16 protein-coding genes are annotated in these 18,451 nt (G+C 65.7%); 7 read left to right on the top strand and 9 right to left on the bottom strand.

All coding sequences use genetic code 11. The features are described 5' to 3' along the window. Positions 1 to 3: 3 nt before the first annotated feature. The 3 genes from C7I55_RS09025 to uvrA form a co-directional block, all read right to left on the bottom strand. Positions 4 to 528, bottom strand: a complete 525-nt coding sequence (locus C7I55_RS09025; protein ID WP_106512617.1) for a hypothetical protein — start codon at positions 526 to 528, stop codon at positions 4 to 6. Continuing rightward, complete coding sequence (locus C7I55_RS09020) at positions 510 to 1,145, bottom strand: hypothetical protein (protein WP_106512616.1); 636 nt, start codon at positions 1,143 to 1,145, stop codon at positions 510 to 512. The genes C7I55_RS09025 and C7I55_RS09020 overlap by 19 nt, the downstream gene beginning before the upstream one ends. Before the next feature lie 503 nt (positions 1,146 to 1,648). After that, the gene (gene uvrA / locus C7I55_RS09015) at positions 1,649 to 4,720 is read right to left on the bottom strand and encodes an excinuclease ABC subunit UvrA (protein WP_106512615.1); all 3,072 of its coding nucleotides are present in this window, start codon (positions 4,718 to 4,720) and stop codon (positions 1,649 to 1,651) included. Positions 4,721 to 4,901: 181 nt separating this feature from the next. Between uvrA and C7I55_RS09010 the strand changes: the two genes are divergently transcribed. The 6 genes from C7I55_RS09010 to C7I55_RS08985 all read left to right on the top strand — a co-directional run bounded on the left by C7I55_RS09010 (position 4,902) and on the right by C7I55_RS08985 (position 10,855). Then, the gene (locus tag C7I55_RS09010) at positions 4,902 to 5,213 is read left to right on the top strand and encodes a hypothetical protein (protein ID WP_106512614.1); all 312 of its coding nucleotides are present in this window, start codon (positions 4,902 to 4,904) and stop codon (positions 5,211 to 5,213) included. Beyond that, on the top strand, positions 5,210 to 6,532 hold the full coding sequence (locus tag C7I55_RS09005) for a hypothetical protein (RefSeq protein WP_106512613.1): 1,323 nt from the start codon (positions 5,210 to 5,212) through the stop codon (positions 6,530 to 6,532). Before C7I55_RS09010 ends, C7I55_RS09005 begins: the two co-directional genes overlap by 4 nt. A 278-nt stretch (positions 6,533 to 6,810) precedes the next feature. Then, positions 6,811 to 7,764 carry a caspase family protein gene (locus C7I55_RS09000; RefSeq protein WP_106512612.1) on the top strand — a complete coding sequence of 318 codons (954 nt, stop codon included), beginning with the start codon at positions 6,811 to 6,813 and terminating at the stop codon, positions 7,762 to 7,764. A 115-nt stretch (positions 7,765 to 7,879) separates the two neighbouring features. Then, positions 7,880 to 8,284: a hypothetical protein gene (locus C7I55_RS08995; protein WP_106512611.1), complete on the top strand. Its 405-nt coding sequence runs from the start codon at positions 7,880 to 7,882 to the stop codon at positions 8,282 to 8,284. 796 nt (positions 8,285 to 9,080) lie between these two features. Beyond that, positions 9,081 to 10,505 (top strand): gluzincin family metallopeptidase, encoded by a 1,425-nt coding sequence (locus tag C7I55_RS08990; protein WP_106512610.1) that lies wholly within the window; start codon positions 9,081 to 9,083, stop codon positions 10,503 to 10,505. 26 nt (positions 10,506 to 10,531) lie between these two features. Then, a complete protein-coding gene (locus C7I55_RS08985) occupies positions 10,532 to 10,855 on the top strand; it encodes a protealysin inhibitor emfourin (RefSeq protein WP_106512609.1) in 324 nt (107 codons plus the stop codon). A 66-nt stretch (positions 10,856 to 10,921) separates the two neighbouring features. Here the strand turns inward: C7I55_RS08985 and C7I55_RS08980 are convergent, their stop codons facing one another. The 4 genes from C7I55_RS08980 to C7I55_RS08965 all read right to left on the bottom strand — a co-directional run bounded on the left by C7I55_RS08980 (position 10,922) and on the right by C7I55_RS08965 (position 14,761). Continuing rightward, positions 10,922 to 11,626, bottom strand: coding sequence for an aspartate/glutamate racemase family protein (locus C7I55_RS08980; RefSeq protein WP_106512608.1), 705 nt, complete (start codon positions 11,624 to 11,626; stop codon positions 10,922 to 10,924). Positions 11,627 to 11,926: 300 nt separating this feature from the next. Next, positions 11,927 to 12,826 carry a glycerophosphoryl diester phosphodiesterase membrane domain-containing protein gene (locus C7I55_RS08975; RefSeq protein ID WP_106512607.1) on the bottom strand — a complete coding sequence of 300 codons (900 nt, stop codon included), beginning with the start codon at positions 12,824 to 12,826 and terminating at the stop codon, positions 11,927 to 11,929. Positions 12,827 to 12,983: 157 nt separating this feature from the next. Continuing rightward, positions 12,984 to 14,459, bottom strand: coding sequence for an NAD(P)(+) transhydrogenase (Re/Si-specific) subunit beta (locus C7I55_RS08970; protein WP_106512606.1), 1,476 nt, complete (start codon positions 14,457 to 14,459; stop codon positions 12,984 to 12,986). Beyond that, positions 14,459 to 14,761 carry an NAD(P) transhydrogenase subunit alpha gene (locus C7I55_RS08965; protein WP_106512605.1) on the bottom strand — a complete coding sequence of 101 codons (303 nt, stop codon included), beginning with the start codon at positions 14,759 to 14,761 and terminating at the stop codon, positions 14,459 to 14,461. The genes C7I55_RS08970 and C7I55_RS08965 overlap by 1 nt, the downstream gene beginning before the upstream one ends. A gap of 279 nt (positions 14,762 to 15,040) precedes the next feature. Here C7I55_RS08965 and C7I55_RS08960 point away from each other — a divergent pair, with 279 nt between their 5' ends. After that, on the top strand, positions 15,041 to 16,813 hold the full coding sequence (locus C7I55_RS08960; RefSeq protein ID WP_106512604.1) for a putative bifunctional diguanylate cyclase/phosphodiesterase: 1,773 nt from the start codon (positions 15,041 to 15,043) through the stop codon (positions 16,811 to 16,813). A 15-nt stretch (positions 16,814 to 16,828) separates the two neighbouring features. Here C7I55_RS08960 and C7I55_RS08955 read toward each other — a convergent pair whose 3' ends face one another. Together C7I55_RS08955 and C7I55_RS08950 are read right to left on the bottom strand one after the other, a co-directional pair. Further along, positions 16,829 to 17,269, bottom strand: a complete 441-nt coding sequence (locus C7I55_RS08955; protein WP_269845208.1) for an endonuclease domain-containing protein — start codon at positions 17,267 to 17,269, stop codon at positions 16,829 to 16,831. Positions 17,270 to 17,321: 52 nt separating this feature from the next. Beyond that, on the bottom strand, positions 17,322 to 18,449 hold the full coding sequence (locus tag C7I55_RS08950; protein ID WP_106512603.1) for an NAD(P) transhydrogenase subunit alpha: 1,128 nt from the start codon (positions 18,447 to 18,449) through the stop codon (positions 17,322 to 17,324). Positions 18,450 to 18,451: the final 2 nt, after the last annotated feature.

The following is an 18,451-nucleotide window of genomic DNA, read 5'->3' as shown; positions in this document are numbered from 1 at the left end:
CGCTTACCGCCGGCGGCCGGTTGCAGGATCGAAGCGCACGTTGCGGCCCTCGGCGGTCAGGAGGACGAAGCTGCCGCGCCCGTCGTAACCATAAGCGCGCGCCCATTGGCGATGCGATCCGCTTGCCGCAGGCAGTCGATCGACGTCGGCGATCACCTCGCGGAGCCGGACCGACACTGGCCGGGTGCCGGGCCGGTGAAACACGAATACCACCGTATCCGGACCCGCACCGGGGTTGAGCAAGTTGAGACCGGGATAGATCTCCACCAGCGATCGCCCGTCGTCCGCCACCGCCAGGCGCGGACTGGTGATCGAAGCGCGCCACACCGACATGCGTGCCCCGCGCGGGCCGCGGCGCCAGACGGACGCTGCGCGCCCGCCGGGGTCTCGAGAGACACAGGCGCGCCCATCGAGCGAACACGTCGTTGCAGGCGCCGGAGCGAGCGGCGCCTGCGCCGGCGCCGACAAAGCGGCAACGAGCGGAACGACGAGCGCGATCAAGCCGGCGATCACGTGCTGAACGTCCACTGCGGAGCCAGGCGCCCAAGGGCGTCTACCACCAGGTGCAGGTGGCGCCCACGCACCTGACGGCCGATGTTGATCAGGCTCGCGCTATCGCGAAGGAATGGACTGCCCAGATTATATTCGTCCGGGTTGCTCATCGTATGCCCATATTCGTGCGGTGGCGTGACGAAATTGTTGGTCGAGGCGCCCGCATCGTTCCCCGCACCGCGCGGCGCGAGGTCAGCGGTATTGAGTTCGATGACGTGACGGGCTTCATTGACGAACGAGCGGTGCAGCCCCGTCGGATCGGTGCCCGGCGGCATCTTCCACACAGTAACGTTCCAGTGGCCGCGGCGGAGCGCCCACCGCACGTCGAAGCTCACGCGCGCCTGGGCGCCGAAAGGCGGGGGGCGGTTACCCGCCTTGGGCCGCACGCTGATCGGAACGCGGTGGCTCCATACCGCCCAGATTGAACGATCAATGCGATTGTGCGTGGCTCGCTTCTCGGCATAGGTCCACTGCGCCCGCGTACCGGGCCACAACGCCCAATGGTAAAACCAGTCTTCGCGCACCACCACCTGGCCCGTCTGCGTGTCGAAATCGATCACTCCCCAGGGCTGGTTGGACACGAGGTGGGTCATTCTGCCTCCTGCCCGCTATCGGGCCATGCCGCTGCCGGTTCAGCTGCGTCATCCTACCGCTGGGGGCATCCGAACGTTCCATGCGACAGGCCTGAGCATCTGCGGTGCGTCAATCGTGTCGCAAACTGGTGCGTGGTTCAAGTGCATCGGGGGCTCGACGCCGTCATGCCGTCGCGGCGGGTATCTCCGTCCGAGCAGGTTGCTTGACGCTATCGGATATGCGCCCACGACGCAAACGCCCGCACCAGCATCTCCGAGACGCGACGTAGATCCGGGAGCCCTACCGTCTTTCGGACTATCCGAAGTCGAGACCCGCTATTCAGGAGACGGAAGGGGGTTCGGCATTCCTTCTTCGTCGTGGCCTCGTGCGGAGAAGCGGCCTCCGCGCCCGGCCTAGCCCCAAGAAGACACCCCGACGTCTTGCGCCCCGACAATGGCAGGCAGCACGCGCGCCGGACTCCCCCTCTCCCCGGCCCTCTCCCCTGAAGGGGAGAGGGGGATATTCACTCGGCGGCTTCGCGCTCCGCTTCCGCCGCCGAGACTTTCTTCTTGCGCGGCTTTTTCGCGGGTGGTGCCGCAGCGGCGGGTTGCGCCGCGGCGCCGGTCTGAAGCAGCGGCTTCAGATAATGCGCCGTGTACGACCGCGGCTCTTCGGCAACCTGCTCGGGCGTGCCCTCGGCGACGACTTCGCCGCCCTTGTCGCCGCCCTCGGGGCCGAGATCGAGCACCCAGTCGGCGGTCTTGATCACCTCGAGATTGTGCTCGATCACCACCACCGTATTGCCCTGCTCGACCAAAGCATGCAGCACCTCGAGCAATTTGCGCACGTCCTCGAAATGCAGCCCCGTGGTCGGCTCGTCGAGGATGTACAAAGTCTGCCCGGTCGCGCGGCGTGACAGCTCCTTGGCGAGCTTGACGCGCTGGGCCTCGCCGCCGCTCAAGGTGGTCGCCTGCTGGCCGACCTTGACGTAGCCCAGGCCGACTTCGGCGAGCATCGCCATCTTGTCGCGGATCGGCGGCACCGCCTTGAAGAATTCGACCGCATCCTCGACATTCATGTCGAGCACGTCGGCGATCGACTTGCCCTTGAACTTCACCTCCAGCGTCTCGCGATTGTAGCGCTGGCCGTGGCAGACATCGCAGGTGACGTAGACGTCGGGCAGGAAGTGCATCTCGATCTTGATCAGGCCATCGCCGGTGCACGCCTCGCAGCGACCGCCCTTGACGTTGAACGAGAAACGCCCCGGTTTATACCCACGCGCCTGCGCCTCCGGCAGGCCGGCGAACCAGTCGCGGATCTGGGTGAAGGCGCCGGTATAGGTCGCCGGGTTGGATCGCGGGGTGCGGCCGATCGGCGACTGGTCGATGTCGATCACCTTGTCGAGATATTCGAGGCCGCTGATCTTCTCGCACGGGCCGCAGACCACCCGGGCGCCGTTCAGCGTCCGCGCCGCACCGGCATAGAGGGTGTCGATGGTGAAGCTCGATTTGCCCGAGCCCGACACGCCGGTGATGCAGGTGAAGGTGCCGAGCGGGATCGCGGCGGTGACGTCCTTGAGATTGTTCGCCCGTGCGCCCTTCACCGTCAGCTTCTTGCCGTTGCCGCGGCGGCGCCTGGCCGGGACCGCGACCGCGCGGCGGCCGGTGAGATAGTCGGCGGTGAGGCTGTCCTCGTTGGCGAGCACTTCGTCCAGCGTGCCGGCGGCGACGACGGTGCCGCCATGGACGCCGGCGCCCGGGCCCATGTCGATGACGTAATCGGCGGTGCGGATCGCATCCTCGTCATGCTCGACGACGAGCACGGTATTGCCGAGATCGCGCAGGCGCTTCAGGGTCACCAGGAGCCGATCATTGTCGCGCTGGTGGAGGCCGATCGACGGCTCGTCGAGCACGTAGAGCACGCCCGACAGCCCCGAGCCGATCTGCGACGCGAGGCGGATGCGCTGGCTCTCGCCGCCCGACAGGGTGCCGGAGGTACGATCGAGGTTGAGATATTCGAGGCCGACATTGTTGAGGAAGCCGAGCCGCTCGTTGATCTCTTTCAGGATCGCCCGAGCGATCTCGCGCTGCTGCGGATTGAGTTTCTCCTCGAGCGTCGAAAAGAAATCGAGGGCGTGGCGGACGGCGCGGCGGGTCGACATCGAAATGTCCTCGCCGGCGATCTTGACCGAAAGCGCCTCGGGGCGGAGGCGCGCGCCCTTGCAGGTCTCGCACGGCGCCGAGGCCTGATACTTGGACAGTTCCTCGCGCATCCAGGCGCTCTCGGTCTGCAGCATGCGGCGATTGAGATTGCCGATCACGCCCTCGAACGGCTTCTTGACGTCGTAGCTCTTGCGGCCGTCGACGAAGGTCAGGGTGACGGGCTTGCCTTCGGTGCCGAACAGGATGGTCTTGTGGACCGCTTCCGGCAGCTCGTTCCACGGCGTTTCCAGGCTGAAGCCGAATTCGCGCGCAAGGCTGCCGAGCACCTGCATGTAATAAGGGCTCGGTGGGTTCGATTTTGCCCAGGGCACCACCGCGCCCCTCTTGATCGACAAATTCTCGTTGGGAACGACGAGCTCCGGATCGAACAGCAATTTCTCGCCGAGCCCGTCGCAGGCCGGGCACGCCCCCTGCGGCGCGTTGAACGAGAACAGACGCGGCTCGATCTCGGCAATGGTGAAGCCGGACACCGGGCAGGCGAATTTCTCGGAGAAGACGATGCGCCCCGGAGGGGCATTGTCCATCAAGACACCCCGGTCCCCCGCATCCGTTCGGGCTGAGCCTGTCGAAGCCTTCCCCTTGCCCTTCGCCGCAGCAGGAACATCGCCGGCAACAGCCTCAGGCCCATCGGACGACTCTGAATCGGCCTTCGGCGGATCCGCCGGATCCATGTAGACAAGCCCCTCGGCGAGCTTCAGCGCCGTCTCCAGCGATTCCGCCAGCCGGGTCTCGATGCCTTCTCGCACCACCAGGCGGTCGACCACCACCTCGATGTCGTGCTTGTACTTCTTGTCGAGCGCAGGCGCGTCTTCGATCTCGTAGAATTGGCCGTCGATGCGCACCCGGCTGAAGCCGGATTTCTGCCATTCCGCGAGCTCCTTGCGATACTCGCCCTTGCGGCCACGGACGACCGGCGCGAGCAGATAGAGGCGCGTGCCCTCGGGCAAGGCCATCACCCGGTCGACCATCTGGCTGACCGTCTGGGCGGAGATCGGCAGGCCGGTCGTGGGGCTGTAGGGCACCCCGACGCGCGCCCAGAGCAGGCGCATATAATCGTAGATCTCGGTCACGGTCGCGACCGTCGAGCGCGGGTTGCGCGAGGTCGTCTTCTGCTCGATCGAGATTGCCGGCGACAGGCCCTCGATATGATCGACGTCCGGCTTCTGCATCATCTCGAGGAACTGGCGCGCATAGGCGCTCAGGCTCTCGACGTAGCGGCGCTGCCCCTCGGCATAGATGGTGTCGAAGGCGAGCGAAGATTTGCCCGAGCCCGACAGGCCGGTGATCACGGTGAGGCTTTCGCGTGGGATGTCGACGTCCACGCCCTTCAAATTGTGCTCGCGCGCACCGCGCACCGAAAGATGAGTCAGCATGGACCGTCTTGTTCCAGATTTGTTCTCAGGGTTCAAGAGCCGGCGCGCGGCGCTGCTCCACCGGGCGAGATGGGGTGCACGGGTGTGGATGGCAAGGCGGGTTTTTGGCGGGGCGTGATGGGCGTCACGCGTCTGACGGATCTCGGCCACTTAGGGTCGTCGCTCTGCAACGGAGGTCGGCATGATCAACTATATGACCGCTGCTGGCGACGCCATCGAAGCGGTAATCCGGGCGCTGGATCCCGAGGTTCCTGAAGGCGACGACTGGCCGACCATAACTCCGATGGCTGGCCCCCCGGACGGTTGGCTGTTCGAATTACCCTCTTGGATGCGCGTGGCCAGCATGATCGAGGAAAGCTTCAACTCAGCGATCGATCCGGAAAGCGTGAGCTTGAGTGACGCGGAGCTCGCGCAATCGGGAGAAGAGGAACTCCTCTGGTTTCAGGAACTGCTTGCCGACAAGGCGGTCGAAGCGTCCGGTGGCCGGCGATGAGAGCGCAATTTGGCATTGCCACGGCAGCAATCGCGCTCAGCCATGCGATGCCCGCCCATGCGCGGATCAATACAAAACCCGTGGTGGAGCGAGCGTGTTCAGGCGCCACCGCCGGGGCCCAGGAAATTCCCAGGGCTGTTCTCGCCGAGTTCATCCTCGCGGATGCCGGCCTGCGGGTTACTGAAGTGACGCAAGGGGAAACGGGAGCCGCGGCCGGGGAGCTGATGCGAAATGAAATCATGCGCGCCTACCACAGCTATGATCAGCGATCTGTGGCCGCTCCCACGCCCGCACAGAAGCACATCAACTTCTTCGTACAACAGCTGGAACTGGAAATGAGCAAAGATCCTCGATCCACTCGCATCGGTGCGCCATTTCCCGACTCTAAACGCCCCTGGCTCTTCACGGACGACCGTAATGCCGTTCTTCGCTGCGAGGTCGGAAAGGAACGGAAAGACTCAACGGAGTCGGCGCGACTGCATCCCAGGCTGATGCTCCGAAACAGTGTCGAGGACCTCACCGCTTCCGAGTTCAAAAAGGCGGGTTCAGCAAAATTCGGTTACACGCGTGTCCGCAGCCGCCTCGAAAACGGAACCACCAAAACCGATAGCACCTGGACGGTCGACGCAACCCTTGGCCTGATGCTGGGATCTGAGCGCTCGCCGCTGCCGAAGTTTGTTTACGCGAGCTATAAGCGTCAGCACGCGCGCACCCGGCCTGAGCCGGTTCTGCCCACAGGACAGGACCAAAGTGATGCTGACCTTGATGTGCTGGAAGGTGGATTGGGCGCCGGCTTCTTCCTTCCCGGATTCCATCAGCTGACCCTCGCTGGCGCCTTGGTTACCGACCTCAACCGCCATTCGGAAAGGCTCAAGGCGCGTGCTGACCTGCTGCTTGCCTTCACCTCAGCGGATTTAGGGGTCTGCGCCCTCGGCCGAGGCTCGATCCACCACGTAGCGGGCTGGCGATTCGCTACCCGCTGTTCGATCACGTTGACGGCCCAGGCCAACCATGTGCTTGACAATGGCTCGGCCGAGTTCGGCAAGAATAGCGAATTTCTTTTGGCCGGTGGGCAAGGAAAATGGGAATTGTTCCCGTACGACAATGATGGACCGGCTGCTCGCGTCGCATACAGGAGAGAATTCCGCCTTGCCGGAACCGCTCCTTCGATCAAGAGGCTTGATATATTTGCCGGCTATCGGATCTTCGCTTCCCCGACCTTTGCGGTGGATGTTGGACTGAACTACGCTCGAGGCGAAGACGAAAAATCGCTTGAGCACGAAGACAGACTAGAACTCTCCTTTGGCGTCCTCTTCTGAGACGATGATTGCAGCTCCCATGAGCGATTGCCGCCGTCGGATCGACGGATAGTGTTACGGGCATTGGGGCCCTCTCACCTTGAGCCATCCCCGCATAGTTACACCGCCAAGCGTTGTTTTCGCTTGAAGTGATAACCGTCGGAGCGACCAAGGATGTAGAGTCTGACCGTCCGGCATGCACTCTCCGACAGCCCAGATCTCGATTCACGCGTGACGGACATCACGCGTCAGCGGGCTCCCACTGATGCAAGATCGACCTTCCACCAAGGAGAAGCCTCATGACAGCCAAAGGATACTCGCTGAACATCGGTCTCAACTATGTCGATCCCGCGCATTATCAGGGATGGAACGGCGCGTTGATCGCGTGCGAGAATGACGCCCAGGACATGGCGGCACTGGCTCGCGCAGAAGGTTACGAGGTGAGAACGCTGATCCGTGATCAAGCGACCCGTGCCGCGGTCATCGGCGAGATCGAGGCCGCCGCAGATGCGCTCGTGGCCGGCGACATCTTCCTCGTCTCCTGCTCCAGTCATGGGGGGCAGATCCCCAATGCGGTAGGCGGAGATGCCGAACCCGACGGGCTCGACGAGACTTGGTGCCTCTTCGATGGAGAGCTGATCGACGACGAGCTCGAGCTGCTCTGGCACAAGTTCCAGGATGGCGTCCGTGTCCTGTTCATCTCCGACACCTGCCATTCCGAGTCGATGGCACGGGCGCTGCCGCCGAGGGCAGCCGCCGGCGGCCTGCTTCCCGCAAGTCGAACCCGCAACATGCCGGGCCGGATTGAGCGACAGGTCTATTTGGCCAATCAGGGATTCTATCAGGATCTTCAGGCGTCTGCCCGTGCCGGATTGGCGCGGGCGGCACCGCTCGGCTGCACGGTGAGAACCCTGGCCGGCTGCCTTGACCGAGAGCTCGCATATGACGGCGAGGAAAATGGTGCGTTCACAGCCGGGCTGCTGACGGCTTGGAATTTCGGTCGGTTCCGCGGCGAGTATTCCGCCTTCCATCAGGAGATCATCCGGCACGTCAACCGGCGGCAGACTCCGCAACATAACGTCTTTGGGCGCCTCAACCCCGCCTACGACGCGCAGCGGCCTTTCACGATCGAAGACTCCCGTGCGCCGCTACGACGGCCTTCACGCGCGCGGGCACCGGCCCTAACGGGTGCCGCCGAAGATGCCGGCGCGAATGGCGTGCCGCTCGGCGACACGATCACCGTCGTGGTCTGACGCGGAAAGGCCGCGATCGCCTCTCGCCGAGTCCCGGCAGCCGCACGTCTTCGCGGAGGGCGGAACGTAGCGGATTGCCGGGAGGAAAGGCGAGCATTCTCGAAGGAGACGAGAGATGAACCTGAGTGTCATGCTGGCGGCAAGCGCCGCCACTGCAACCGCGAAGGTCGGTAAGTTTTGCGACGGTTATTCGGACTTCCTGTTCAACGCCGGAAAGTGGACATTGATCCTGTCCATTCTGCTCGGCATCTTGCTCGCGGCAGCGGCCGTCGTATCCGCTTGGCGGCAACCTGCACCGGCAGTATTGCCGAGAGGAGCCGCTCCTGGCCCGACGGCCATTCTAGACGCTATCAAAAGCTTCATTCAGGCATTGAGCACGGCCCCGACCTGGCTGGCGCTGTTCGGAGGCGGCTTGCTGCTGTTGTGGATGGCTGCAACCGTGGTGCCTCAAACCTGCCAGCCCGGGCGAAATCAGAATCATGCTGCCCAGCAATCCGGAGGGCGTGTGCTGCCTGATTGATAATGCGCAGCGACGGCGCATTGGAGCATGGACACAGGCGGGGCAAGCTGGGACGTTGTTCGAGGTTCCGAGCTATCGCTCCGCCTGTTCGGAAGTCAAGCGTGTCCCAGGCATTGAACGCTTCCGCGGAGCCGGTGAACGAGCCCCAACACGATCTATGCCGCGCCAAGCCGAGGCGATATCGACACCGAGCAGCTAGCTCCACGCAATCGACCTGTTCCTTCCGCTGATCGATCGCGTTCCGGAGCGGCGATGCACAATCAGGCATCGAATCCCGAAAGACGACCATGATCGCTGACTCGTATGGATCTTCGCCCGAGCCGCCTACGAACTGATAGGGTAGCTCGTGAGGTCGCTCGTCACCCTGACCATTACAGGCGTGCTGCGACGGCATCTCAAGCCGAGGAATCAAGCCGCCGCCACTGAGATCTGAGCCTAACGTAGGCCGCCGGGGTGGCATCGCCCACTGGTCGGCAGAAAAGAGAGGCTGAGCACGGCGCCCCGTCCGGCGCGAAAGATGCTGCGCGCCGCCCCGGGGCGTAAACCGACAGGCAAACACGCCGGTGACGCCACAAACGATCCCGCGCTGCTCGCCCATCCTTCCGGCAGCCCTGGGTCGCTCGGGCAGCGGCAATGCGCGTCCACTACCACAAGCCCCTATGTTACCGTCGCTCGGCACAACCCGGAATTCGGAGCGACGTGACCGCCGTCACGGACGCCGGCCAGGCAACATGCCATCACCCGCTCGGCCGGCCGGTCACTGGATGCGCGCCGTGCCAGACAGAGGAGAGCCATCATGCGCGACAACCACCCTCTTCCCATCAGCCTCGTGCCGACACCCACCCGGCAATTCAACCGCGCGTTCGACCAGCGGCAGTCCAATCGGCAATCGACGCTTCCCGCACTCAAGCTCGTGCGCTCGACGGATCGGGACGATGCCGCGCCGGCCGCGCCGCCCCCCGGAACGGAGCCGCCGCGGTTCGCATCGCGCGCGCTGATCTACAAGCAGGATCCGACGGTCGAGGAGATCGGCATTCGCAAGATCCTGCTCAATGGCGCCTTCCAAGAAGGGCCGCGAAGCGCGCGAATCGAGGTTCGCGGCGTCTCGCCGGTGGCGCCGAACGCGATGAACGACTTCATCCAGGCGCCCGGCACTGAAGGCTTCGACACGGTCCACACCTTCTCGATCGTCCACGAGGCGCTTGCAATGTGTCAGCGGACGCTCGGCAAGCCGATCAGGTGGCAGTGGAACGGCGGCGGGGACTCGACCCCGATCGAGGTCTTTCCGCGGGCTGGCGAGACGATGAACGCCTTCTACAGCCGCGACGAGCAGTGCCTGAAGTTCTTCTTCTTCGAGGCTCCGGGCCCGACGCCGGCGACCGTCTTCACCTGCCGCTCTTTTGATATCGTCGCGCACGAGGCGGGTCACGCGATCCTCGACTCGCTTCAGCCGGACTGGCTCGATGCGGACGCCGACCCGCAATGCGGAGCCCTCCATGAGGCGTTCGGCGACCTTATCGCGATTTTCCTCGCGCTTTCGCAATCGGATCAGGTTGAGGCGCTGATCGTCCAGACGAAGGGCGACCTGCACAACAAGACCTTCCTCTCCGACCTTGCCGAGGAGTTCGGCCTCGCCCTTGGTCGGGACAACGGCCTGAGGAATGCCGACAATGACAAGAGAATGAGCGAAGTGAGCAGTGAGGTCCACGATCTCAGTCAGGTGTTCACCGGCGGCATTTACGATGTCCTGGCCGACGCGTTCGAGCTGGAGCGGGGCCTCGGTCGCGACACCGAGGCGCAAACCCTCATGCGGGTCAGCCAAACGATCTTCTCCTTGGTGCTGGAGGCGTTCCGCTCTGCACCCGAACGCAATGCCAGCTTCGCCGACGTCGTCTCCGGGATGGCCGCGTTGTGCCCCAAGGAGGGGCAGGGCCCGGGTTATCGGCGCGCGATCCTCAATCAGTTCGCGCGGCGCGAGGTGATCGACGTCAAGGCGGCGGCCGGGAACAAGAAGGGCGCCTCCATCGCATCGGTCCGCCACGCGCATCTGGGCGTCAAAGCAAACGGGCTGCAGGACCGTTCCGGCTGTTGCGGAACCCTGCGCCTTCGCGAATATAGCGCCGCCGATCGCGCCTTTGCGGGGGAGGTCAAAGCCTTGGCCGACGGTCTGGGCGGGCGCAAGGCGACGGCAGGCGGCACGCAAGCCGAAGCGGCAGAATAGGCGCGGCATACATCGAGGAGAGGTACGTGGCCGAGACAGGGTTCCGAATCCGGATCGTTCAGCAGGGTGGGTTCGCCGGTACCATCCCGCTGATCGATGTCGACGGCCACGACCTTCCTGCTTCAGATGCGGACGCGATCGCAAATGCCGCAGGAGAGCTGACCCGACTGGCCGCCGCCGCCAGCCCGCCTCCGTCCGTCGGCGCGGACCTCGCAAGCTATGCGATCGAGGTGGAGCGCAATGGCGGGACCGAACGGTTCGTGCTGCGCGCCGACCAAAATGCCGATGCGGCGGAGACCGGGTCGATCCGCGCGATCATCGCACGCCTACGGCACCTCTCGGCACGCTGACACCCTCCCCCCAGAAGGGCGGAGGCCGGGGCCGCACCGGGGTGCCAGTCGTACGCCGGCGCTGGCTTACGCCCCCACCTCATCCGCCAGAATCCATTCGACCGCCGCCTTCGCATGCAGCGCGGTGGTGTCGTAGACAGGGAGCACGTTGGCGACCGGGTCGACGAGCAGGACGAGTTCGGTGCAGCCGAGGATCACCGCCTGCTGGCGGGCCTTGCCCATTTCGGTGAGGCAGGTCTTGAGCCGCCGCTCGGATTGGCGGGAGACCTGGCCCTTGGCGAGTTCCTCGTAGATGATCCGGTCGATCTCCTGCGCGGTGACCGGATCGGGGGTGGAGACGGCGATGCCGCTGGCCTCCAGCCGATCGCGGTAAAAGCTCTCGCTCATCGTGAAGCGGGTGCCGATCAGGCCGGCGCGCTTGACGCCGTCGGCGAGCAGCTTCTCGGCGGTGACCTCGCCGATATGGAGGATCGGCACCGACACTGCGGCGGCGATCTGCTCATAGGGCTTGTGCATCGTGTTGCTGCACAACAGCAGCCCCTCGGCCCCGGCCGCTTCGAGCCGCTTCGCCGTCACCACCATCAGGTCCGCCAGCTGCTCCCACGCGCCTTCCGCCTGCAGCGCGGCGACCGGTGCGAAATCGAGGCTCTCGAGAAGCAACGGCGCAGAGGCGAGGCCGCCAAGCCTCTTGGCGATGCCCTTGTTGATCTGCTCATAATACATGGCCGTCGAGACCCAGCTCATCCCGCCGATCAGCCCCAGCTTACGCATACCCGAATTCCGATCATCCCTGTCGTCCCGCCCCTGCGCGAACGCGGGGAGGACGCACGGCGATTAACCCTCTCGCCTGCACGAAGGAAGTAGGGATTGTCGTTTCGCGGCAACGTGTTGCCGAGAGGGCGCGGGTGCGCGCGGCATGCCGACGAATCGGATCGAGCCCGAGGCGCGAGGTCCAAGGCCTTGAGAAAGAGGCATTCCTGCGCCTGATGCAGGCATAGCCGCTTGCGCCCTCCGATGGTGCGGCGCCGAGTTCGCTCCGATCCGGTGCGGATTGCGGGCACAGCGATGCGCTCAGGCAAAGGTCTCGGCGACCGATTCCTCGGCGACCAGGGCCTTGGCCGCGCTCGCGGCGGAGCCGCCGAACAGCGCGATCATGATCGCGCCGGCGGCGGCGCTGACCACCCAGCCGACGATCGTCATGGCCGAGATGCTGCCATATTGCTGTTCCATCTGGGTCATCATCGCCTGCTGCATGCCGGCGGGATTGTTGGCGTTGGCGATCAGCGAACCGAAATAGGAGCCGCTCGTCACCAGCCCGGCGATGATCAGCATCACCAGCACGATCACGAAGATCACGACGTAGCCGCCGAACAGGCTCCAGAAATGCCCGCGGGTGCGGCGCCAGGATTCCCCGATGACGAACTTGCGCCGCAGCACCGTCAGCGGGAAAGCGAGCGAGAGCCGTACCTGCAGCCAGACCACCACCGCGAACACCGCGATGAACAGGATCACGCCGACCGCGCCCGCCGCCCAGGGCCCCATCGCTGCGCCTGCGCCTGCGGCGAACAGCGCCGCGACGATCCCGAGAAGCACCAGGGCGAGATAGAAGCCGATGGCGAAGAGGAGCGTGAGGCCGAAGATCCGCGCTTCGTCGCCGCCCAGACGGATGTAGGCAGAGGCCTGCTCTGCAGGACGCAGGACCGCACGCTGCGCCGCCGTCATCAGGATCACGAACAGCAAGAGGAAGCCGAACTGCAGCATGAACATCCTGCCCATCATCGAGCCCATCGTGCCCAGCGCCGCTTGCGGGTCGCCGGCCATCGCCGCCATCTGCGCCTCGAGCATCGGACGCATCGCGAGGGCCATGATGATCGTGGCGATCATGTACAGCACGCCCCAGAGCGCCACCGCGCGCGGTCGCTCCCGAACCAGCCCGAAAGCGCCCTCGATCATCGTTCCCGCGGTCAGCATCCGATCCCCCTTCTGTCGTGACGCCAATCTATCGACGAGCTTAGGGCGGATTGTAAAGACGGGGACCGAGGGGCGACGAGTGGGCGGCCGCCCGCTTCGCGGCATCCGAGGGCTTCAAGCGTGACATGGCACCGGCTGCTCCGCGCCGGCCTACGCACTAGCCGAGCGACTTCACGATATCCTCGACCATCTTCTTGGCGTCGGCGAGCAGCATCATCGTGTTGTCGCGGTAGAAGAGCTCGTTGTCGACACCGGCATAGCCGACACCCCCCATCGAGCGCTTGATGAACAACACGGTCTTGGCCTTTTCGACGTCGAGCACCGGCATGCCGTAGATCGGCGACGATCTGTCCGTCTTGGCAGCCGGGTTGGTGACGTCGTTGGCGCCGATCACGAAGGCGACGTCGGTGCGGGCGAACTCGGAGTTGATGTCCTCCAGCTCGAACACCTCGTCATAGGGCACATTGGCTTCGGCGAGCAGCACGTTCATGTGGCCCGGCATGCGGCCGGCGACCGGGTGGATCGCATATTTGACGCTGACCCCCTCCTTCTTGAGGAGATCGCCCATTTCCCGCAGCGCATGCTGCGCCTGGGCGACCGCCATGCCGTAGCCGGGGACGATGATCACCTGCTCGGCCTGCTTCATCAGGAAGGCGGCATCTTCGGCCGAGCCGCGCTTGTAGGGCCGGTCGATGGCGCCGCCGGCACCGCCCGCCGCCGCCGCATCGCCGCCGAAGCCGCCGGCGATCACCGAGATGAAGCTGCGGTTCATCGCCCGGCACATGATGTAGGACAGGATCGCGCCCGACGAGCCGACCAGCGCACCGGTGATGATCATCGCGCTGTTCTGCAGAGTGAAGCCCATCGCCGCCGCCGCCCAGCCCGAATAGGAATTGAGCATCGACACCACCACCGGCATGTCGGCGCCGCCGATCGGCACGATCAGCAGGAAGCCGATCGCGAAGGACAGGGCGACCGCGCTCCAGAACACCCACGGGCTCTGATCCTGGGTGAAATAGGCGACGAGCCCGACGATCAGCGCCAGCACGCCGAGATTGATGACGTGGCGGCCCGGCAGCAGGATCGGCTTGCCGGACATATTGCCGTTCAGTTTCAGGAAGGCGATCACCGAACCCGAGAAGGTGATCGCGCCGATCGCGGCCCCGAGCCCCATCTCGACCCGGCTGACCGGGTTGATGACGCCGCCGGCGGCGATCCCGAACGCCTCGGGATTGAGATAGGCGGCGGCAGCGACGAGCACCGCGGCGAGGCCGACCAGGCTGTGGAAGGCGGCGACGAGCTGCGGCATCGCCGTCATTGCGATCCGCCGGGCGGTGACCAGGCCGATCACCGCGCCGATCGCGATCGCGGCCGCGATCTCGCCGAGCGTCAGCCAGTCGAACGTCGAGCCGACGTCGCGGGCTTCGCTGCCGAGGAAATCGTCGTCGATCGCCAGCCGCGGGGCATAATGTACGAGGGTGGTAACCAGCGCGATCGCCATGCCGGCGATCCCGAAGCGATTTCCGCGCTGGCTGCTGACCGGGCTCGACAGCCCGCGCAGCGCCAGGATGAAGCACACCCCCGCGATCAGATACGCGAGCGCGACCCACGACGGGAGAGCGGCACCATGCATCAGCGATGCTCCCTCTGAGCGGAGGACGGTTTCTTCTTGTACATCGCCAGCATCCGCGCAGTGACCGCAAAGCCGCCGAAGATGTTGATGCTGGCGAGCACCACGCCGGTGAGGCCGAGCCACTTGGCACCCGGAACACCCGCCGCGGCCGCGGCGATCAGCGCACCGACGATGATGACCGACGAAATCGCATTGGTCACCGCCATCAGCGGCGTGTGCAGGGCGGGCGTGACCGACCAGACGACGTAATAGCCGACGAAGCAGGCCAGAACGAAGATCGACAGGATCGTGATGAAGTCCATGCAGGCGACCCCTCCTTCAGGAGCCAGCACCTTGGCGAGTGATCGGGAGGATGTCGAGAGGCGGCATTGGGAAAGACTCGTGCCGCAGCCAAAGCGATGATGCAGGCCATGCCTCGGAGCTCAGCGCACCAGCCGGGGTGCCGGGCACCGGCGATGCTTTGCCCCAGCGATGGCCCGGCCCGGCGATGTCTGCCCCTTGCGCCAAGGATTTGCGCCGAAGCGGGTCGGCCCGGGATTTCGCCCCTATAATGACCGATGATGAGAGACGGGGATCCTGGAATGCAGATCGACATGGCGGCTGAAGCGGCTCGGCTCGACGTGCTGCGCCAGCTCAACCTGCTCGATACGCCGCCCAGCGAAAGCTTCGACCGGATCACCCGCATGGCGGCGCAAGTGTTCGGCCTGCCGGTCGCCGCAGTCTCGCTGACCGACCACGATCGCCAATGGTTCAAGTCGCGGGTCGGTATCGACCATTGGTCGATCCCGCGCGAGACGGCGCCGTGCGCCGAGGTTGCGCTGACGCGGCAGACTCTGGTCCTGCCCGATCTGCTCGAGGACGAATGCTACGCGACCAGCGTGCTCGCCGGCCAAGGCGTGCGCTTCTACGCAGGCGCGCCGCTGATCACCAGCGATGGCCATGGTCTCGGCGCCTTGTGCGTGCTCGGTACCGAACCGCGCGAGGTTACCGAGGCCGAGATGGCGGCGCTGTCGGACCTCGCCGCGATGGTGATGTCCCAGATCGAGCTCCAGCATGCATTCGGCCGTATCGATGCGGCGAGCGGCCTGCCCAACCGGGTCCAGCTTCGCGAGGATCTCGACGATCTCGCCCGCGACGATGCCGGTGCCGAGCGGCTGATGGTCCTGATCGATCTCGCCCGCGCCGAGCAGCTCAACAGCGGCCTGCGCGTGCTCGGCCCGTCCTACGTCGACACGATGGTCGAGCATGCCGCGCGGCTGATCCGCGGCGCCGTGCCGGCAGGCACGCGGGTCTACCACGTCTCCGCGACCCAATTCGCGCTCCTCGCCCCGGCCGGTGCCGATCCGCACGCCTGTCTCGCCGCCATCCATCGGCATCTCGCCGCCGGCAACAGCCGGCACGAGCGCCATCTCGCGGCGTCGATCAGCATCGGCGCGGCGCCGTTCGCGATCGGCGAAGGCGCGGCGGCCGACATCCTCCGCGGCGCCTACGGCGCGGCGCTCGACGCCCGCGCGCGCAAGCTGCCGTTCGCGGTCTATTCGGCGGCCGAAGACGACGCCCACCAGCGGCGCTATCGGCTGCTCCACGATTTCGAGACCGCGCTCACCCGCCCGGGCCAGCTCCGCCTCGCCGTGCAGCCGCGGATCGACGTCGCCAGCGGCCGCTGCGTGGGCGGCGAGGCCCTGCTCCGCTGGCGCCATCCGACCCTCGGCGATGTCTCGCCGGCGGAGTTCATCCCGATCGTCGAGCATAGCGCCCTGGCCGCGACCTTGACGCGCTGGGTGATCGAGACCGCCGCCACGCATCTTGCGACATGGCAGCGCGCCGGGCTCGCGCTCAAGCTGTCGGTCAACATCTTCGCCGCCAATCTCGACGAGCCCGATTTCGCCGATCTCGTCCAGTCGAGCCTCAAGCGGCATCATGTCGCCGCCGGGTCGCTCGAGCTCGAGCTCACCGAAAGCGCGGCGATCGCCGACACCGATCGCAGCATGGCCCAGCTCGCGATACTCGCCGAAGCGGGTATCGGCATCGCCATCGACGATTTCGGCACCGGCTACAGCAGCCTCGCCTACCTCCAGTCGCTGCCCGCCGACACCGTCAAGATCGACCAGAGCTTCGTCCGCGGCATCGAGGACAATCAGCGCGCCGCCGCGCTCGTCGCCTCGATGGTCGCCCTCTCCCGCGGCCTTGGCTACCGGGTGGTCGCGGAAGGGGTCGAGACCGCGCAGGCGATGACCCTGCTGAAAGCGATCGGCTGCGACGAAGCCCAGGGCTATCTGCTGGCACGGCCGATGGACGTCGACGCGTTCGAAGCCTGGGTCGCGGCCGACGACCAGGAAAGCGTCGCGGCCTAGGCTGCCAGCGGCTTCCTAGAATCCTCCCCACTTGTGGGGAGGGGGACCGCCCGAAGGGTGGTGGAGGGGGTTCTTCGCCTCGTTGACGATCGAGATTGAGACACCGCCAGGATCGGCGAGCACTTCCGACGCCGGAATGCGAATCAGGGTCAGCCCCCGTGATCTCAGGATTTCGTCGCGCTTGGCATCCCGCTCCGCTCCGGCGCCATTGTGCGCAGCACCATCGACCTCAATGATCAGCGCCGCTGAGCTGCAGTAGAAGTCCACGATGTACGGCGCGATCGCGTGTTGCCGCCGAAACTTGAGTCCGCCTGGACGCTTCCGCAGCTCCTGCCACAACAGCACCTCCGCGAGGCTCATTTCCTTCCGGAGCTTTCGCGCCGCATAAACCGCCGGGCGCTGACGAGGCGACGAACCCCCTCCACCATGCTGCGCATGGTCCCCCTCCCCTTCCAGGGGAGGATCTCGAGTCAGCCGCGTCGTGCGTCTCTCCGGATTGGCGCGCTTCTCACCCCAGCAGCCGTTCGTTGACCACCTTGCCACCTTGCGTGAGCCGCACGCCCTTCACGATCTCGTCGTCGTCGGGCAGCACGATCTTGCCGGCATCCTTGTCCCAGAAAGCGGACAGGAAATTGTACAGATTGCGGGCGTAGAGCGCCGATGCGTCGGCGGCGAGGCGGCTCGGCACGTTGCGGTGGCCGACGATCCGCACCCCGTGGCGCTCGACCACCGCACCGGCCACCGCGCCTTCGACATTGCCGCCCTGCTCGACCGCGAGATCGACGACGACGCTGCCGGGGCGCATCGTCGCCAGCTGAGCATCGCTGATCAGTCGCGGGGCCGGGCGGCCCGGGATCAGCGCAGTGGTGATCACCACGTCCTGCCTGGCGATGTGCGACGACACCAGCTCCGCCTGCGCCGCTTTGTATTCGTCCGACATCTCGGTGGCGTAGCCGCCACTGCCCTCGCCTTCGATGCCCTGGACGTTCTCGACGAACACGGCCTTGGCGCCGAGGCTTTCGATCTGCTCGCGGGTCGCGGCGCGAACGTCGGTCGCCGAAACGATCGCGCCAAGCCGGCGCGCGGTGGCGATCGCCTGCAGGCCGGCGACGCCGACACCCATGATGAACACGCGCGCGGCGGAGATCGTGCCCGCCGCCGTCATCATCATCGGGAAAGCGCGGCCATATTCGGACGCGGCGTCCAGCACGGCCTTGTAGCCGGACAGGTTGGACTGGGAGGAGAGGATGTCCATCGATTGGGCGCGGGTGATGCGCGGCATGAACTCCATCGCCAGCGCCTCCAGTCCGGCGGCGGCATAGGCATCGACCCGCTCGCGGCGGCGGAACGGATCGAGCGCGGCGGCGACGAACGCACCGGATGCGGCGCCCTGGACAGAGGCGGGATCCGGCCCCTGCACGCCAAGCAGGATGTCGGCGCCGGCGACGATTTGCTCGCGCGGGCCGACACTGGCGCCGACGGCCGCATAATCCTCGTCCGCAATCGACGCCGAGAGTCCCGCACCCGCTTCGACCGCGACGGTCGCGCCGAGCGCAATGAACTTCTTGGCGGTCTCCGGGGTGGCGGCGACCCTCAGTTCGCCGTCTTCAGTTTCCTTGAGGACGGCGATCTTCATCG

The sequence above is a fragment of the Allosphingosinicella deserti genome (assembly GCF_003012735.1).
In the GTDB taxonomy this organism is placed as follows: Bacteria; Pseudomonadota; Alphaproteobacteria; order Sphingomonadales; family Sphingomonadaceae; genus Allosphingosinicella; species Allosphingosinicella deserti.
This window is presented reverse-complemented; position numbering and strand designations above follow the sequence as displayed.

Excerpts from the sequence above, each read along its gene's own strand:
- C7I55_RS09000 (WP_106512612.1), top strand. The coding sequence starts at position 6,811 with ATGACAGCCAAAGGATACTCGCTGAACATCGGTCTCAACTATGTCGAT.
- C7I55_RS09010 (WP_106512614.1), top strand. The coding sequence starts at position 4,902 with ATGATCAACTATATGACCGCTGCTGGCGACGCCATCGAAGCGGTAATC.
- C7I55_RS08965 (WP_106512605.1), bottom strand. The coding sequence starts at position 14,761 with ATGGACTTCATCACGATCCTGTCGATCTTCGTTCTGGCCTGCTTCGTC.
- C7I55_RS08950 (WP_106512603.1), bottom strand. The coding sequence starts at position 18,449 with ATGAAGATCGCCGTCCTCAAGGAAACTGAAGACGGCGAACTGAGGGTC.
- C7I55_RS08960 (WP_106512604.1), top strand. The coding sequence starts at position 15,041 with ATGCAGATCGACATGGCGGCTGAAGCGGCTCGGCTCGACGTGCTGCGC.
- C7I55_RS08995 (WP_106512611.1), top strand. The coding sequence starts at position 7,880 with ATGAACCTGAGTGTCATGCTGGCGGCAAGCGCCGCCACTGCAACCGCG.
- C7I55_RS09020 (WP_106512616.1), bottom strand. The coding sequence starts at position 1,145 with ATGACCCACCTCGTGTCCAACCAGCCCTGGGGAGTGATCGATTTCGAC.
- C7I55_RS08970 (WP_106512606.1), bottom strand. The coding sequence starts at position 14,459 with ATGCATGGTGCCGCTCTCCCGTCGTGGGTCGCGCTCGCGTATCTGATC.
- C7I55_RS08990 (WP_106512610.1), top strand. The coding sequence starts at position 9,081 with ATGCGCGACAACCACCCTCTTCCCATCAGCCTCGTGCCGACACCCACC.
- C7I55_RS09005 (WP_106512613.1), top strand. The coding sequence starts at position 5,210 with ATGAGAGCGCAATTTGGCATTGCCACGGCAGCAATCGCGCTCAGCCAT.
- uvrA (WP_106512615.1), bottom strand. The coding sequence starts at position 4,720 with ATGCTGACTCATCTTTCGGTGCGCGGTGCGCGCGAGCACAATTTGAAG.
- C7I55_RS08980 (WP_106512608.1), bottom strand. The coding sequence starts at position 11,626 with ATGCGTAAGCTGGGGCTGATCGGCGGGATGAGCTGGGTCTCGACGGCC.
- C7I55_RS08975 (WP_106512607.1), bottom strand. The coding sequence starts at position 12,826 with ATGCTGACCGCGGGAACGATGATCGAGGGCGCTTTCGGGCTGGTTCGG.